General features: G+C 64.0%; 13 protein-coding genes and 1 pseudogene. 5 read left to right on the top strand and 9 right to left on the bottom strand.

The features are described 5' to 3' along the window. Nucleotides 1–38: 38 nt before the first annotated feature. The 3 genes from X751_RS140050 to X751_RS140060 form a co-directional block, all read right to left on the bottom strand. A complete protein-coding gene (locus X751_RS140050) occupies nt 39–3,509 on the bottom strand; it encodes an indolepyruvate ferredoxin oxidoreductase family protein (RefSeq protein WP_023745818.1) in 3,471 nt (1,156 codons plus the stop codon). Nucleotides 3,510–3,729: 220 nt separating this feature from the next. Further along, nucleotides 3,730–4,272, bottom strand: coding sequence for a hypothetical protein (locus X751_RS140055; protein WP_031198512.1), 543 nt, complete (start codon nt 4,270–4,272; stop codon nt 3,730–3,732). Further along, on the bottom strand, nt 4,253–4,864 hold the full coding sequence (locus X751_RS140060) for a CGNR zinc finger domain-containing protein (protein ID WP_023745816.1): 612 nt from the start codon (nt 4,862–4,864) through the stop codon (nt 4,253–4,255). The genes X751_RS140055 and X751_RS140060 overlap by 20 nt, the downstream gene beginning before the upstream one ends. Before the next feature lie 89 nt (nt 4,865–4,953). Here X751_RS140060 and X751_RS140065 point away from each other — a divergent pair, with 89 nt between their 5' ends. From X751_RS140065 to X751_RS140080, 4 genes are all read left to right on the top strand, one after another. Beyond that, the gene (locus X751_RS140065) at nt 4,954–5,859 is read left to right on the top strand and encodes a branched-chain amino acid ABC transporter permease (RefSeq protein WP_023695936.1); all 906 of its coding nucleotides are present in this window, start codon (nt 4,954–4,956) and stop codon (nt 5,857–5,859) included. Nucleotides 5,860–6,056: 197 nt separating this feature from the next. Further along, the gene (locus X751_RS140070; RefSeq protein WP_023671348.1) at nt 6,057–6,662 is read left to right on the top strand and encodes a TRAP transporter small permease subunit; all 606 of its coding nucleotides are present in this window, start codon (nt 6,057–6,059) and stop codon (nt 6,660–6,662) included. Further along, nucleotides 6,659–8,437, top strand: a complete 1,779-nt coding sequence (locus X751_RS140075) for a TRAP transporter large permease subunit (RefSeq protein WP_023683516.1) — start codon at nt 6,659–6,661, stop codon at nt 8,435–8,437. The genes X751_RS140070 and X751_RS140075 overlap by 4 nt, the downstream gene beginning before the upstream one ends. A gap of 33 nt (nt 8,438–8,470) precedes the next feature. After that, complete coding sequence (locus X751_RS140080) at nt 8,471–9,499, top strand: zinc-dependent alcohol dehydrogenase family protein (RefSeq protein WP_023745815.1); 1,029 nt, start codon at nt 8,471–8,473, stop codon at nt 9,497–9,499. 251 nt (nt 9,500–9,750) lie between these two features. On the opposite strand, the gene X751_RS140085 is transcribed toward X751_RS140080, so the two are convergent. Beyond that, the gene (locus X751_RS140085) at nt 9,751–10,860 is read right to left on the bottom strand and encodes a TRAP transporter substrate-binding protein (RefSeq protein WP_023671351.1); all 1,110 of its coding nucleotides are present in this window, start codon (nt 10,858–10,860) and stop codon (nt 9,751–9,753) included. A 294-nt stretch (nt 10,861–11,154) separates the two neighbouring features. Here X751_RS140085 and X751_RS140090 point away from each other — a divergent pair, with 294 nt between their 5' ends. Further along, on the top strand, nt 11,155–11,928 hold the full coding sequence (locus tag X751_RS140090; RefSeq protein ID WP_023671352.1) for a gamma-glutamyl-gamma-aminobutyrate hydrolase family protein: 774 nt from the start codon (nt 11,155–11,157) through the stop codon (nt 11,926–11,928). A gap of 10 nt (nt 11,929–11,938) precedes the next feature. Here X751_RS140090 and X751_RS140095 read toward each other — a convergent pair whose 3' ends face one another. The 5 genes and pseudogenes from X751_RS140095 to X751_RS0134040 form a co-directional block, all read right to left on the bottom strand. Continuing rightward, on the bottom strand, nt 11,939–12,349 hold the full coding sequence (locus X751_RS140095) for a hypothetical protein (protein WP_023683514.1): 411 nt from the start codon (nt 12,347–12,349) through the stop codon (nt 11,939–11,941). An 82-nt stretch (nt 12,350–12,431) separates the two neighbouring features. After that, nucleotides 12,432–13,415 carry a 2-hydroxyacid dehydrogenase gene (locus X751_RS140100; protein WP_023671354.1) on the bottom strand — a complete coding sequence of 328 codons (984 nt, stop codon included), beginning with the start codon at nt 13,413–13,415 and terminating at the stop codon, nt 12,432–12,434. Beyond that, entirely contained in the window at nt 13,412–14,434 is a 1,023-nt protein-coding gene (locus X751_RS140105) for a LacI family DNA-binding transcriptional regulator (protein ID WP_023671355.1), read from the bottom strand. Before X751_RS140105 ends, X751_RS140100 begins: the two co-directional genes overlap by 4 nt. A gap of 64 nt (nt 14,435–14,498) precedes the next feature. Further along, the gene (locus X751_RS140110) at nt 14,499–15,383 is read right to left on the bottom strand and encodes a DMT family transporter (RefSeq protein ID WP_032893164.1); all 885 of its coding nucleotides are present in this window, start codon (nt 15,381–15,383) and stop codon (nt 14,499–14,501) included. A 182-nt stretch (nt 15,384–15,565) separates the two neighbouring features. Then, nucleotides 15,566–16,492: pseudogene (locus X751_RS0134040) on the bottom strand (LysR family transcriptional regulator); the annotation flags it as partial. Between the last annotated feature and the right edge of the window lie 96 nt (nt 16,493–16,588).

Raw genomic sequence — 16,588 nt, 5'->3', positions numbered from 1 at the left:
CCGCGAAAATTCGTGTTCAGGTAAACAAGGCGTATCGATCACTCGGCGGCCTGAAGTTCAGGCCGCGCCGGCGTGTTGGCCAGCCGCTCGACAAGCCTTGTGCGCTCGCCCTCTGCCTTTTCGGCGCTGGCTTGCCTGACATGGCCGTAGCCGCGAATGAGCGCCGGCACCGAGACAAGGGCGATGGCGGCCTCGATCCTGCCTGGCGCAAGTGCTTTGGCGACAAGCTCCAGATCGGCCTCATAGCGGGCCAGAAGCTGCCGCTCCATGCGCCGCTCGGCGCTGTAGCCGAACACGTCGAAGGCCGTGCCGCGCAGGCTTTTCAGCGCCGCCAGCAGGCGAAAACCCTTCATCATCCACGGGCCGAAGCTCGATTTCCTCGGCTTGCCGTCATTGCCGCGCCTGCCCATGATCGGCGGCGCCAGATGAAATTCGAGCTTTTCGTAGCTCTGGAACTGTTTTGACAGCTCCATAGCGAAGGAGCCGTCAGTGTAGAGCCGCGCCACCTCATATTCGTCCTTGATCGCCATCAGCTTGAACAGATTTTTGGCGGCTGCCTCGGTCACCGCGGTCGAGCCGGGCACGGCCTTTGCCTCGGCGGCACGCAGGACCGCCAGCCGCTCGACATAGCGCCTGCCATAGGCGGCATTCTGATAGGCAGAGAGGAAAGCGACGCGGCGGGCGATGATATCGTCCAGCGTCTCGGCGATCTCAGTGGCCTTGCTCGGTTGCGCGATGAGGCCGCGCACAAACTCCGGCTGATGCGCGGCGCGCCGGCCCCAGCGGAAGGCGGCGATGTTCATCGCCACCGCCTCGCCATTCAATTCAATCGCTCTTTCAACGGCTTGCGCGGACAGCGGCAGCCCGCCATGCTGGAAAGCGAAGCCGAGCATGAACATGTTGGCGCCGAGCGAATTGCCGAACAATTGGGTGGCGGTGCGCGTGGCGTCGAAGAAATGGGTCTTGTCTTCGCCGGCGGCAGCACGGATCGCCTTCTTCAGGCGCTCGATCGGCAGCGAGAAATCGGCCGAACGGGCGAACTCGCCAGGCATGATCTCGGCGGTGTTGGCGAGGAAGATGGTATGGCCTTCGCGTACCGCGCCAAGCACCTTCTTGGCGCCCGAGACGACGAGGTCGCAGCCGAGCACCAGGTCCGCCTTGCCGGCCGAAACGCGGATCGCGTGGATGTCGTCCGGGGTGCGGGCGATGCGGACATGGGTGAACACCGAGCCGCCCTTCTGGGCGAGGCCGGCCATGTCGATCATGCCGCAGCCCTTGTCCTCGAGATGGGCGGCCATGCCGAGCACAGCACCTATGGTGACGACGCCGGTGCCGCCGACGCCGTCGATGATCGCCGCCCAACCCTCGCTACCGAGCGGGAATTCGGCCGGCACCGGCACGCCGTCAAGCGGGTCGGAGCGGCCGGCAATGCCTTCGGCCTTCCTGATCTTGGCGCCGTGCACGGTGACGAAGGACGGGCAGAAGCCGTTGACGCAGGAGAAATCCTTGTTGCAGCTCGACTGGTCTATTCTGCGCTTGCGGCCGAACTCGGTCTCGACCGGCTGGATCGAGACGCAGTTCGATTGCAGGCCGCAATCGCCGCAGCCCTCGCAGACCAGTTCGTTGATGAAGACCCGCTTGTCGGGATCCGGGAAGGTGCCGCGCTTGCGGCGGCGGCGCTTTTCGGCGGCGCAGGTCTGGTCGTAGAGCAGCACCGAGACGCCCTTGACGTCGCGCAGCTCGCGCTGGACGAGGTCGAGGTCGTCGCGGTGGTGGATGGTGGCGCCGGAGGGGAATTCGGCCTTCCCCGCATATTTCTCCGGCTCGTCGGTGACGATGGCGATGCGCTCGACGCCTTCGGCGCGCACCTGCCTGGCGATCATGTCGACAGTCAGGCCGCCCTCATGCGGCTGACCGCCGGTCATGGCGACGGCGTCGTTGTAGAGGATCTTGTAGGTGATGTTGGCATCGGTCGACAGCGCGAAGCGGATCGCCAGCGTGCCGGAGTGATTGTAGGTCCCGTCGCCGAGATTCTGGAAAATGTGGCCGCGCTTGGAGAATGGCGCCTGGCCGACCCATTGTGCGCCCTCGCCGCCCATGGCGGTGAAGCCGACCGTGTTGCGGTCCATCCACAGCGCCATGAAATGGCAGCCGATACCGGCGGCGGCGATCGAGCCGTCGGGCACCTTGGTCGAGGAATTGTGCGGGCAGCCGGAGCAGAAGAACGGCGTGCGCGAACCGATATCGCTGGTGTCGGCAAGCATCGCCTGGAACTGGCGCAGCTTTGCCACCTTGGCAGCGATCTCTTCCGAAGAGCCGATTGTGCGCAGGATGCGCTCGCCCAGCGCAATGGCGATCTCGTTGGGGTCGAGCGCGCCCTTGGCCGGGAACAGCCAGTCGCCGCGCTCGTCCTTCTTGCCGACGATCGTCGGCTGCGTGGCGGTGCCGTAGAGGTTTTCGCGCAGCTGCACCTCGATAAGCGAGCGCTTCTCCTCGACGACGACGATGGTGTCGAGGCCGCGGGCGAATTCTGAGATATGCTGCAGGTCGAGCGGCCACGGGCAGCCGACCTTGAACAGGCGGATGCCGATGCGGCCGGCGGCGGCCTCGTCGATGCCGATATCTTCCAGCGCCTGGCGGACATCGAGATAGCTTTTGCCGAGCGTGATGATACCGAGCTTCGGCGCGCGCCCGCCCGAATAGACGATGCGGTTCAGGCCGTTGGCATGGATGAAGGCGGACGCAGCGGCGCGCTTGTATTCGTGCAGGCGCTCCTCCTGGCCGAGCATGTCGATCTCATCGCGGATGTTGAGGCCGCCGGGCGGCATATCGAACTCCGGCACGACGATGTTCAGGCGCTCGAGCGCGGCATCGACGGAGGCCGAGGATTCGATGTTGTCCTTGACGCATTTGATCGCCGCCCAGGTGCCGGCGAAGCGCGACATGGCAAAGCCGTAGAGGCCGTAGTCGATGATCTCCTGAACGCCGGCCGGGTTGAGGATCGGCACCATGGTGTCGACGAACAGGAATTCGGTGGCGTGCGCATTGGTCGATGATTCGGCCATATGGTCGTCGCCCATCAGCGCAAGCACGCCGCCATACTTCGACGATCCCGCGAGGTTGGCGTGGCGGAAAACGTCGCCGGAGCGGTCGACGCCCGGCCCCTTGCCGTACCAGACCGAAAACACGCCGTCATGCGTGCCTTCACCCAGCAATCCCGTCTGCTGAGAGCCCCAGCAGGCGGTGGCGGCAAGCTCCTCGTTGAGGCCGGGCTGGAAAACGATGTCGGCCTGCGCCAGCTGCTTTTTCGCCCGCCACAGCTGCATGTCGAGGCCGCCGAGCGGCGAGCCGCGATAACCGGACACGAAGCCGGCCGTGTTGAGGCCGGCCTGGCGGTCGCGCTCGCGCTGCATCAAAAGCATGCGGATGACCGCCTGTGCGCCGGACAGGAAGATGCGCTCCTTACCGAGATCGAACTTGTCGTCGAGCGCGACGTCGTGCAGCGTCATCAGGCATTTCCTCTGCGGAGACAGCACCGGGGCGCGCAGCCAACGTAGGAGTGAGATGGCGCAGTCTTTCTCCGCTTGCAAGGCAGGTCAAACGAAATCGAAAGTGCCAGGCAAAGCGCAACGAACGATCCGCTGCCGTCGCGTATCCGGCACGAAATCGGTCCGCGGCGGTTGTCCGGCGACCAGAAATTTCCACGCAGTCGCGCCGGGCAAAGACGCGTCAGCCTTTCGAGCAATCCGGCTTCGGCTCACCCGGCAGCTTGCCGTCGGGATGGCCGGCAAGATCGGGATTGGCCGTATAGAGCTGGTCGACCACCAGCGGCCGGTCGGGAAGGATCGACTGGTCCTCGCTCGACATCAGCGTCGTGTCGATCTTCTGCAGGAACGTGCCGTCAGGACCCCTGATGCTGATCGAAATCGCATAGGGCTTGTCCTTGACGATACAGGTGAGCGCCGGGCTTTCCAGGCTGACCTTGTCGAGCTTCGGCCAGACCTTCTGCTCGATCACCAGGGGAGAACCGCCGGCCGGATTCTGGAAGCTGGCGACCGCAACCTGGCCTTCGCCCATCGGCTGCAGGGGCCGCAGCGTCACGACATAGGTCGCCCGGGCGAGGCGGTAATTGAAGACGACGACCTTGCCGGAAACCTCGAACAGCTTGCCGTCGCCGCCGGTGTCGCGGCAGGCGCCAAGCGCAACGGCTGCAATGAGCGCAGCACCGACAAGGATCGAACGAAAAACAACCCTAGGCATTGTTGACCTCATGTGCCGCCGTGCGGCGGCGGCGATAGTGACGGCTTGCTTTCTGGCGGTTGCCGCACACAGCCATATCGCACCAAAGGCGGCTGGAATTGCGGCTCCTGTCGAGAAACAGCCAGCTGCAATTGGGACAGATCCTGAGCCTGGCGACCGTGTCGTCGCGCAGCAGCGACAAGGCCGAAACCGCCAGCGCCGCCTCGAACGCGATCGGCGTCGCCGGATCGCCGAACGGTCTGCCCGGGGCGCCGATTTCGGCCGGGCTCCGATCGAGGCCGTCGGCGCAGGCCTTGAGAAAAGCGGCGAGGTCGCCGGCGGCAAGCGCGCCTTTCGACACCGCGCCGCGAAACAGGCGGTCGGTCGTCTCGCGGATCGCCAGCACCACCGGGGCGATCCTGTCCGGCGAGGTCGCCTCCAGCGGTCTGCCGCCAAGCTCGGCGCCGCGAAAGCCGCTTGCGGCATCGGCGAAGCGCGCGATCTCGGCCGGATCGTCAAAACGGTCGAAGGTCTTTTCCGGATCGTTGCGCAACACCACGGTGTTGGCCGTATCGAGCGCAAGAATGCCGCCGGTGAAGCGATGCGAGGTCCAAGATACCGTCATATCAGAAATCTAACCGATAAACCGCATTTGACAAGTTAGATTCTAGGATGCAAACATTGGCGCGGGCTCCAGCGCCCGGAAAGCTGTCTATGCTCTATTTCTTCCAGCAGGTGCTGAACGGGCTGCATTCCGGCGCGCTCTATGCGCTGCTTGCCTTCGGCTACGTGCTGACCAACGGCATCCTGCACCGGACCAATCTCGCCTATGGCGCGCTGTTCGCCTTTTGCGGCCAGACGATGATCCTGACCGTGGCCTTCGGCTATCAGGTATTGTGGCTGACCTTGCTGGCGGCAGTGGTGCTCGGCGTCGTCACGGCTTTCCTTTATGCCGCGCTGATCGGCCACGTGCTGTCGCGCAGCGTCTTCGAACCGCTGGCCGACCGCACGCCCAATGCCATTGTGGTGACGACGCTCGGCATCCTGCTGGTGCTGTCGGAAGCAAGCCGTATCGCCGCCGACACGCATGATTGGTGGCTGCCGCCGATGCTGGCGCAGCCCATCGTTTTTGCTCAGGATGCCGGCTTCCAGGCGACGCTGACGCTGATCCAGCTCATCGATTGCGCGGTGGTTCTGGCGGCAATCATGCTCGCTGCATGGGCGTTTGCCCGCTCGGGCTTCGGCCGCCGCTGGCGCGCCGTCTCCGACGATCCCAAAGCGGCTGCCATGTGCGGCGTGGACGTGCGCGCAGTGTTCCGGCATGCGGTGCTGTTCGGCGGTTTCTGCGCCGCGCTGGCCGGAATCATGGCCGCCCTTTACTACGGCAATGTCAGCTTCGGCTCCGGCCTCGTCTACGGGCTGAAAATCCTGTTCGTGACGGCGGTGGGCGGCTATCTCTCTCCGCCTCGGGCCGCGCTCGGTGCGGCCGCCTTCGGCATGGCGGAGTCGCTATGGGCCGGCTATTTCCCGATCGAATGGCGCGATGGCTGGATGTATCTGTTCCTGGTCGCGGCACTTGTGCTGATCGGTCCCGGCCGCGACCAGCAGAAGATCGCCTGATCGCCGCATCCGCTGTCAGACTTTGGTTGCATGACGCAGCAGCCGGTCGGCACTTATCCCCTGCCTCCCGTCACGACGGCGTTGATCGCGCCCATGCCATGTTGACCCGCCGAACCACGCACGGCATACCGTTGGGCCACAGCGGCGCGACGGAAAATAGGGGAGCCGGCGCGCCTTCGACCTCAGGGAGGAAATGCATGGCAGGGCTGCTCGCTCTATCCAGAACGATCGACCGTATGAACGAGTTCATCGGCCGGTGGATATCGTGGCTGATCCTGCTGGCAATCCTGGTCAGCGCCGCCAATGCCATCATCCGCAAGGTCTTCGACGTCTCGTCGAATGCCTGGCTGGAACTGCAGTGGTACCTGTTCGGCGCCGCCTTCATGCTGGCCGCCGCCTACACGCTGAAACAGAACGACCATATCCGCATCGACATCGTCTACGGCATGTGGTCGCGCCGCGTGCAGCACTGGATCGACCTGCTCGGCCATGTCTTCTTCCTGATGCCGTTCGTGACGCTGATGGTGATCTATTTTATACCCTACGTGTCGCTGTCGTTCCGCAGCGGCGAAATGTCGAACAATTCCGGCGGCCTGATCATCTGGCCGGCCAAGGCGATCCTGCTCGTCGGCTTCTTTCTGCTGGCGCTGCAGGGCATCTCCGAGATCATCAAGAAGATCGCCATCATGCGCGGCGACATGGACGATCCCAATCCGTTCATCTCGGTGCACGAACAGGCCGAGCTCGAGGCGAAAGCCCTTGCCGAAGAAGCCAAGGCGCTCGCCCAGGAGGCGCGCCCATGATCGAGTTCATCGCCCAGAACATGGCGCCGATCATGTTCGCTTCGCTGATCATCTTCCTGCTGATCGGCTACCCCGTCGCTTTCTCGCTCGCCGCCAACGGCCTGATGTTCTTCTTCATCGGTGTCGTGCTGTCGCCCTATTCGGGCGGCTCGATCAACCTGGCGTGGCCGCTGCTGCATGCGCTGCCCGACAATTTCTACGGCAGCCGGGTGATGTCGAACGACACGCTCTTGGCAATCCCGTTCTTCACCTTCATGGGCATCGTGCTGGAACGATCGGGCATGGCCGAGGACCTGCTCGACACGATCGGCCAGCTGTTCGGCCCGGTTCGCGGCGGCCTTGCCTATGCGGTGATTTTCGTCGGCGCGCTGCTTGCCGCGACCACGGGCGTGGTCGCGGCTTCGGTCATCGCCATGGGCCTGATCTCGCTGCCGATCATGCTGCGCTACGGCTATGACCGACGACTGGCGTCGGGCGTCATCGCGGCATCCGGCACACTCGCCCAGATCATCCCGCCGTCGCTGGTGCTGATCGTTCTGGCCGACCAGCTCGGCCGTTCGGTCGGCGACATGTATGCCGGCGCGCTGATCCCCGGCCTGGTGCTGACCGGCCTTTACACGCTCTACATCCTGATCATGTCGATCGTCCGGCCGAACTCGATGCCGGCGTTGCCGCTGGCGGCCCGCACGCTTGGCCACGGCGTGCTGTCGCTGCTCGCGGCACTGCTGGTGGCAGTCGCGGCTTCCTATGCGGCCTATCGCTACCTTGCGCCGGCGCATGGCGACAATGCCGATATCCTTGGCGCCAGCATCGGGGTGATCCTGATCTATATCGTGGCGATCGCCGACAAGGGTCTGAACATCAACATGATGTCCAGGTTGGCGCAGCAGGTGATCATCGTTTTGATCCCGCCTCTGGCGCTGATCTTCCTGGTGCTGGGCACCATCTTCCTCGGCATCGCCACCCCGACGGAGGGCGGCGCCATGGGCGCGGTTGGCGCCCTGGCGATGGCGGCAATGAAGGGGCGGTTGTCGCTGGATGTCATCAAACAGGCGCTCGCGTCGACCACCAGGCTTTCCTCCTTCGTGCTGTTCATCCTGATCGGCGCGCGGGTGTTCTCGCTGACCTTCTACGGCGTCAACGGCCACGTCTGGGTCGAGCATTTGTTGACGTCGCTGCCGGGCGGCGAAGTCGGCTTCCTGATCGGCGTCAACATCCTGGTCTTCGTGCTCGCCTTCTTCCTCGACTTCTTCGAGCTCGCCTTCATCATCGTACCGCTCTTGGCGCCGGCTGCCGATAAGCTCGGCATCGACCTGATCTGGTTCGGCGTGCTGCTCGGCGTCAACATGCAGACAAGCTTCATGCACCCGCCTTTCGGCTTTGCGCTGTTCTACCTGCGCTCTGTCGCCGCGCGCGTGCCCTATCTCGATCGCCTCACCGGCAAGCAGATCGCGCCGGTGACCACCGGCCAGATCTATTGGGGCGCCGTGCCCTTCGTCTGCATCCAGGTGATCATGATCGGGCTGACCATCGCCTTCCCGCAAATGGTCATGCGCTACAAGGGTGCGGCCGTCGATCCGGGAACGATCGAGATCAACTTGCCTGATATGCCAGGCCTTGCGCCTCTCGGCACACCACCACCAGCCAACGGTGGCCCATCACCTGCGGCGCCACCGTCGAACGATCTCTCGCAGCCGCCGAATTTCGGCGAGACGCCGCCCGCCAAGCCGGCGGCGCCGGCGACCGACCTGTCGCAGCCGCCGAACTTCAACTGATGTGTGAACACTGAGAACCTGAGTGAGGATGTCATGAGAGCCGTGCGCCTGGAAGCCGTGGGCAGCATTGCGCTACGGGAGGTCGACAAGCCTGTTGCGGGACCGCAGGACGTTCTGGTGCGCGTCGAAGCCTGCGGCGTTTGCGGCACCGACCGTCACCTCCTCCACGGCGAATTCCCTTCGAGCCCGCCGGTGACGCTTGGTCACGAATTCTGCGGCATCGTCGAGGCTGTCGGCGACGCGGTTTCCGGCATCGCCATCGGTGACCGTGTTACCGGCGATCCCAACATCTTCTGCGGACGCTGCAGTCATTGCCGAGCCGGCCGCGTCAATCTGTGCAGCAATCTCAGGGCCATCGGCATCCATCGCGACGGCGGCTTCGCCGACTACGTCGTGATGCCGCAGAACCAGGCCTTTCTTCTGCCTGCGAACCTCAAGCCAACGCATGGCGCCTTCTGCGAGCCGCTGGCCTGCTGCCTGCACGCTGTCGACCTCGCCGGAATCAGACCCGGCGCTGCCGTGGTGGTGCTTGGTGGCGGCGTCATCGGCCTGCTTACCGTGCAATTGGCGAGGCTCGCAGGAGCGGCGACCATCATCCTGTCGACGCGGCAGGCCTCCCGCCGTGCGCTCGCCGAAGAGCTCGGTGCAACGGCGACGGTCGACCCAAACGCGGTCGACCCGATCGAGGCGATCGCCGGCCCAACCGGCCTTGTGCCCGGCGGGGCCGACGTGGTGCTCGAATGCGCCGGTGTCCCCGATACCGTCGAACAATCGATGCGGCTGGCGAAGTCCGGCGGCTCGGTGGTGATCGTCGGCGTGATGCCGCAAGGCGTGAAAGTGCCCTTCGAACCGTTCGACATCCTGTTTCGCGAACTGAAGGTTCTCGGCTCGTTCATCAACCCCTTCACCCACAGGCGGGCGGCGGACCTTGTCGCGTCCGGCGCAATCGAGATCGACAAGCTCATCTCAAGGCAGGTCGGCCTGGAGGAAGCCGCCTCGGTGATCGCCAATCCGGCAGCGCCCGGCGAGGTCAAGGTGTTGGTGGTGCCGGGCATGGAATGAAGGGCAGCCTCAATCCTGCGGCGTTGGCGATTGGCGAAACGGCGATGACCGCGCCCCTCTCCCCGTCACTATACGGGGACAGGATGCCGGCAGGCAGGTGAGGGGTAGCGTCAACGCTCGGAAAAATAAGCTATAATTTCGGGGCGGCTACCAAGCCCAAGGCGATCGATCGCCGAAGTTTGCGCCGCCCCTCATCCACCTGCCGGGACCTTCTCCCCGTATAGTGACGGGGAGAAGGGACAGATCCCAGCCTACAGTTTGCCGTTGCGCTGCTGGACCATCATGAAGGTGTCGTAATTGTACTCGGCCACCTGCGCCCACAGATAGTGCTCCTTGCGGAAGCCCTTGATCGAGTCCCAGATCTTCTTGAACGGTGCGTTGGTGGCTTCCATTTCGGTGTAGACCTCATTGGCCTTCTCGAAACAGGCGGCCATGATGTCCTGGCTGAACGGGCGCAATTTCGCGCCGCCGGCCACCAGCCGCTTCACCGCCGCAGGATTGAGAAAATCGTATTTCTGCAGCATGTTGGCGTCCGCCGCCTGCGCGGCGGTGTGCACAAGCGACTTGTAGGCGGGCGACAGCTCCTCGTACTTGGCCTTGTTGAACAAGAGATGGACGGTCGGGCCGCCTTCCCACCAGCCGGGATAATAGTAGTAGGGCGCGACCTTGTAGAAGCCGAGCTTCTCGTCGTCATAGGGGCCGACCCATTCGGCGGCGTCGATCGTGCCTTTTTCCAGCGCCGGATAGATGTCGCCACCGGCGATCTGCTGCGGCACGACGCCGAGCTTCTGCACCACTTTGCCGGCAAAGCCGCCGATGCGCATCTTGAGGCCGGACAGGTCGGCGACGGTGTTGATCTCCTTGCGGAACCAGCCGCCCATCTGCACGCCGGTGTTGCCGCCGGGCAGGCCGAAAAGACCCTGCGTGGCAAGAAACTCGTTGAACAGGTCGATGCCGCCGCCATGATAGTGCCAGGCGTTCATGCCGCGCGCGTTGAGCGAGAACGGCACCGCCGCACCGAGCGCCCATGTCGGGTCCTTGCCCCAATAATAGTATGACACCGTGTGGCAGGCCTCGACGGTGCCGGCAGTGGTGGCGTCGGCGGCCTGCAGGCCGGGCACGAGTTCGCCGGAGGCGAAGACCTGGACCTGGAAATTGCCGTCCGTCGCCTCAGACAGCATCTTGGAGAAGACTTCGGCGCCGCCATAGATCGTATCGAGTGACTTGGGAAAGGATGACGCCAACCGCCACGTCACTTTCGGATTGGACTGGGCGATTGCCGGTGCGGCTAGCGTAGCGGCAGCCGCCGCTGCGCCCACGCCGGTGACCCCGGCCTTGCGGATGAATGAACGACGATCCATGCAGTTCCTCCCTATTGGACCAACAACCGATATCAGGGACATCTCCTCACGTCCGGTATCGATTTGCCCGAAACAATACACGGGCAAAAGGTCGAGTCCAGCATGGTGGCGGGATTTGACGGCGGCGCTGGCGACAAATCCGCGGGCCGGCCGGCCAGCCTGCAACTATAGTCTAACGTTCGCCGCGTGGCCCATGCGAGATGGCGAAACTTGCCATGGAAAAGCGCCTTCGGATCGCCTATTTTGCAGGCACAATAGCTATTCGCTTCGCGCCAAATGGAATCCGGACCCAAAATGCACCAGCCGCTCGTCGCCATATCAACCGACGTCCGTCAGTTCGACAACTACACCTGGCATGCCGTCCCGCAGCAATATATCGAGGCAGCACTTTCCGGCGCCGGCGTGTTCCCGCTTTTGGTGCCGTCATTCGGTGACCGGCTCGACTTCGACGAGCTGTTGTCTTCGGTCGACGGTGTCATGGTCACTGGCTCGAAGTCCAACGTGCATCCATCGCTCTATGGCGGCGACGCCAGCGAAGCCAACGGCCCCTACGACCCGGCGCGCGATTCCACCACGCTGCCGCTAATCCGCAAGGCGATCGAGCGCGGCGTGCCGCTGCTTGCCATCTGCCGCGGCATCCAGGAGTTGAACGTTGCGCTGGGCGGCACGCTTGGCACCGAGATCCAGGAGCGCGAAGGCTCGCTCGACCATCGCGCGCCGGTGAGCGACAACCAGGACGAACGCTTCGCCATTCACCAGACCATTTCGATCAAGCCGGGCAGCTGCCTGGCCGGCGTGTTTGGCGCCGGCGACATCAAGGTCAACTCGCTGCACCGCCAAGGCATCGACCGGCTCGGCTCGAAGCTGCAGGTCGAGGCGGTTGCCGGCGACGGCACGGTGGAGGCAGTTTCGGTGAAGGACGCCCGCGCCTTCGCCGTCGGCGTGCAATGGCACCCCGAATACTGGGTCAAGTCGGACAACAACTCGGCCAAGATCTTCCGCGCCTTCGGCGATGCGGTGCGGCTGCATGCGGCGGCGAAGGCCGGCGCGCGGGCGGCGGCGGAATAAATCCCGACGATCAATTGCCGGCGGATTGATCCCGTTCGCCGGTTGTCGCCAGCGAAAGCAGCGGCGTGGCCGGAGCGTAGGATTCGTAGCCGTCGCCATCCGCAACCGAGAAGGTGACGATCGGGTCGGTGCCGTCGGCGCTGAACGCGATCGTGCCGTCCTCGCCCTCTCGCCAGAATTTTGCCCGCTCGATCCCCGGCAGCAACCCGCGGCAGTTCGGCGCCACGGTCAACAGCGACAGGCCATCGTCAATCGCGGCGCCGCGGCTAACCGCGCAGTCGCCTTCGTCGCCATTGGCGACCAGCCTGAAGGTGGTTGCCGGCCTTGCTTCATTGGCCGAACTTTCACTGCTGCCGCCGTGAAACAGCTGAAAGCCGGCGAAAAGTGCCGCTGCCGCAATCAATGCCGGAAGTTTCGTCATCTTGCACTCCGCGCCCCCCGGCGCAGATGCAGAATGATTCCAAAGCGTTAAGCCGACGTTAACGAGTGTGGCAGACAGCCGCTCAGCTTCGTGGCTTGACTTGCGCCGTCTCCGGCACCGGGGTCAGTGGCCGGCGCTCGCTGAACCAGGATACCAGATTGTCGACGCACAGATCCGCCATGGCGCGGCGCGTGTGGTGCGAGGCCGAACCGACATGGGGCAAAAGCGAGGTGTTGGGCGCCTCCAGCAAAGCCTTGGGCACATTCGGTTCATCGGCGAAAACATCGAGCCCGGCCGCGGCGATGGTGCCGTTGGCAAGCGCTGCGGCGAGGTCTGCCTCGTCGACCGTGCTGCCACGGCCGATGTTGACGAAAACGCCGTTGGCGCCAAGCGCCGCCAGGATTTCGGCATTGACCGCCTTCTCCGTGGAAGCGCCGCCCGGCACTACGGAAATCAGCGTATCGACCGCTTCGGCAAGGCCCTTCAGCGTCGGGTGGTATTCATAAGCCAGACCTTCGACCTTGCGCCTGTTGTGGTAGGCCACCGGCAGCCCGAACGCTTCCAGCCGGCGCGCAATGGCAAGGCCGATGCGGCCCATGCCGAAAATGCCGACATGCCGACCGCGCAAGGTCAGCCGGCTCAGGGGATAGTTGCCCTTCTTCACCCAACTGCCGTCGCGCAGCCATTTCTCGGCGTTGTAAAGTTCACGCACGGTGTTGAGCAAAAGGCCGATCGTGGTGTCGGCGACCTCCTCGGTCAAAACATCGGGGGTGTTGGTGACCATGATGTTTTTCTTGGCCGCATGGCCGGCATCGACCGAATCATAGCCGACGCCGAAGGAGGCGATGAGTTCGAGGTTGGGCAATGCATCCATCAATGCCGCATTGACGCCGGCAAAGGACGCAATGGCGCGCACGTCATGGCGCATCTCCTCGGTGACCAGGGCGGGATCGGCTCGCTCTATCTTGACCCGCTTGAAGGTGCGGTCGATGCGCTCGACCGCATGGTCGTTGAAATGTCCTGGCACCAGAACGGCGACGGTCTGCAACGCATCAGTCTTGGTCATGCACGCTCCACCGGCTTGCCGGTCGACTGGCGCACATGCAGTTCCGGCTTGATCAGTTCCTGTGACGGCCGTACCGCCTGTCCGTTCAGCTTGTCGAGCAGCGCGCTGGCGGCACGGCGGCCGACCTCTCGCTGGCCATTCCAGACTGTGGTGAGCGCCGGTGTCGCGATTGCCGCCTCCTCGAGATCGTCATAACCGGTCACCGAGATGTCGGCGCCCGGCACCAGGCCGGCGCGGGCAATGCCGTTCATCAGGCCGATGGCGACCAGATCATTCCAGCAGCAAGCGGCGGTTGGCTTGTCTTTAAGCGCCAGAAACTGTCCAGCCGCCTCGAATCCGCCCTGCTTGGTGCGCGGCCCGGCGATGCGCCAGGACGGCCTGACCTCAAGCCCGGCGGCCTCCATGGCGTTGAGATAGCCCTGGTAGCGGTCGCGCCCGGTCGAGGTCTGGTCGGTGCCGCCGATCATGGCGATGCGCTTGTGCCCGAGCGAGATCAGATGATTGGTGGCAAGTGCCGTGCCATAGGCATCGTCGCCGCGAAACACCGGCACGTCGGCGCCTTCCACGCTGCGTGCGATCAGCACCGCCGGCAGGCCGTTTTCCTCGGCCATGACGATGTCAGAGGCCGGCGTGCCGATGGCCGGCGACATGATGACGCCGTCGGCGCCAAGCTGCAGCAGCGTATCGATGAAGGTGCGTTGCTTTTCCAGCTGGTCATAATGGTTGGACAGGATGAAGGTCTGCCGGCTGCGATCGAGTTCGCTTTCGATCGAGCGCAGGATCTCGGCGAAGAACGGGTTCATGATGTCGTGCACGACGACGCCGACAATGCCCGAGCGCGAGGTGCGCAGTGAGGCGGCGCGGCGGTTGTAGATATAACCGATGGCCCGCGCATGTTCCTTGATGCGGTCACGCGTGGCGCCGGCGACCAGCGGGCTGTCGCGCAAGGCGAGGGAGACGGTGGCCGTGGACACGCCAAGCGCATCCGCGATCGTCGAAAGCTTGATCTTTTGTGCCAGCCCTTGGCTCCCCGAGTTTTTAAATTTTTTAAATGCGGCGTTATGCCATCGGATTCGGAGCAAATCAAAGTTTTTTCGCCAGCGCCTCCGCCTCGGCATCGACGGTCGTGCGATTGCGCAGCCGCAAACGGTGCTCGCGATGGATGATGTAAAGGCCGCTGGCGACGATGATGGCAGCACCCACCAGCGTCCAGCGGTCGGGGAACTGGTGGAAGATGATCCAGCCGGACAGGATCATCCAGACCATCTGCGAATAGGGATACAGCGCCAGCGCCGTGGTGGTTGCCAGGCGATAGGCCTGCACCAGAAGCCAGTGGCCGCCGGCGCCAAACACGCCCAGCATCACCAGTATGACCCAATGCCAGCCATCCTGCGGCAGCTGATGCGAGAACGGCAGCATCGGCAAAAGGAGCACGGCCGGCGCCAGCGCCGAAAACAGGATCAGGCTTTCCGAGCTTTCGCTGGCCGACATGCGACGCGTCATGATGACGTAAAAACAGTTCGACAGCATGGAGCCGAGCGCGAAGAGGTGGCCGACACCGAAAACGCCGACGCCCGGCCTTGTGATGACGAGCACGCCGACAAAACCCGTCAGGATCGCCAGCCAGCGCCGCCAGCCCGCCCATTCGCCGAGCAGCGGACCGGCAAGGGCGGTGATCACCATCGGGCCGAAGAAGTAGATCGAGGTGGTCTCGGCCAATTGCAGTGTCTTGAGCGCCATGACGTTGCACATGGTCGAGCCGAACAGCAGTCCGCCGCGCAGGATGTGGGCCGACAGATTGTTGGCGCGGAAGCGCGACGGCTCGCGCCAGCCGCGCAGAAAAACGCCGACAAGCAGGACATGGACGGTGAAGCGGGCCCAGGCGACGATCAGCGCCGAGACGCCGGCCAGCACCAGATATTTGCTCGATGTGTCGAGAAAGGTGAAAAAGACATAGGTGGACAGCATGAACAGCATCGCCGCGGGCGGCGTTGCGCTTTCGTCTGATCTTGCGGGAACGTTCAAATGTCAGGCCGGGCAGGGAGGATCAACGCTTAACCTTTGCGGCAATCTCCAGCGCCCGGCAAGCCAAAAGCGACTGGCACAACAGGCGTCTGAGACAGGTTCAGCGCAGGCCGATCCGATGCCAGCTAAGGCGCTTTGCGTTCCGCTGCGACGTTCTGACATCCCGGTGCTTTGCCGTCGGATGCCACTTGCGCCTGGAGATGAAGCCACAACGCCTCGGCGACGGGTCCATGCGGTCGGTCGCGCCGGCGCACCGCCGCCAGGATCTCCGTCCGGCCGGGCAGATGTGCACCAGCGATCGAGATCAGCCTCCTATCCCGCAGTTCGTCCTCGATCAGCCATGCCGGCAGATGGCCCCAGGCCAATCCGTGAAGGATCAGTTCCTTCTTCATCAGATGATCCGGCACCGAGCACTGATGCGCACCGTCGACGAGGAAATAGCTCTCCGGCGACGGCCGCCGCGCCGTGTCGCGGATCACGCACTGGGTGAAGGGCCGCATCTGCTCCGGCGCAATCTCGCGGCCAGGCGCGAACGGAAGGAACCCAGGCGCCACCACCGGCACGAGGGGCACCGCGCAGAGATGGATCCGCTCGAGATGCGGATCGGAAGGATCCGTGCGATGGAAGATGAGGTCAGCCTCGCCTTCCATCAACCGTTCGAGCGGACCGCCGACCGCCTCGTACTCCAGGTGCAGGCGTGTCCCGGTGCGTTCGGCAAAGAAGCCGCTGAGCATAGGCAGGATTTGCGGTCGCGGGCACAGATCACCCACGACCACACGCAGGACCGTCTCCTCGCCACTCGCCAACTGGCCCGCATAGGTTCGCAGATGGTCGAGCTCGCGCAATGTCAGCTGCGCTCGCGCGTGAAACTCGCGGCCCGCCTCCGTCAGCCCCACCCGATATCCGCTGCGGTCGAGAAGTGTGAGCCCGAGCAACTGCTCGAGGCGTGCGACAGCGGCGAAGACGGATGGATGCGATCGGTTCAAGGCAAGGGCGGCCGCCTGGAAGCTGCCCTCGCTTGCCACGGCGTCAAAGCACCGTAGGTCGTGGAGTTAGACCATTCATTATCGCCAAAACCTACTGAGATTGTCCAATCATAGTAATTTTCCTGGATAATTACGAGGCCTAGGGTGGCTCATTCAAAGGGC

This window comes from Mesorhizobium sp. LNJC394B00 (assembly GCF_000502555.1).
Lineage (GTDB): Bacteria > Pseudomonadota > Alphaproteobacteria > Rhizobiales > Rhizobiaceae > Mesorhizobium.
This window is presented reverse-complemented; position numbering and strand designations above follow the sequence as displayed.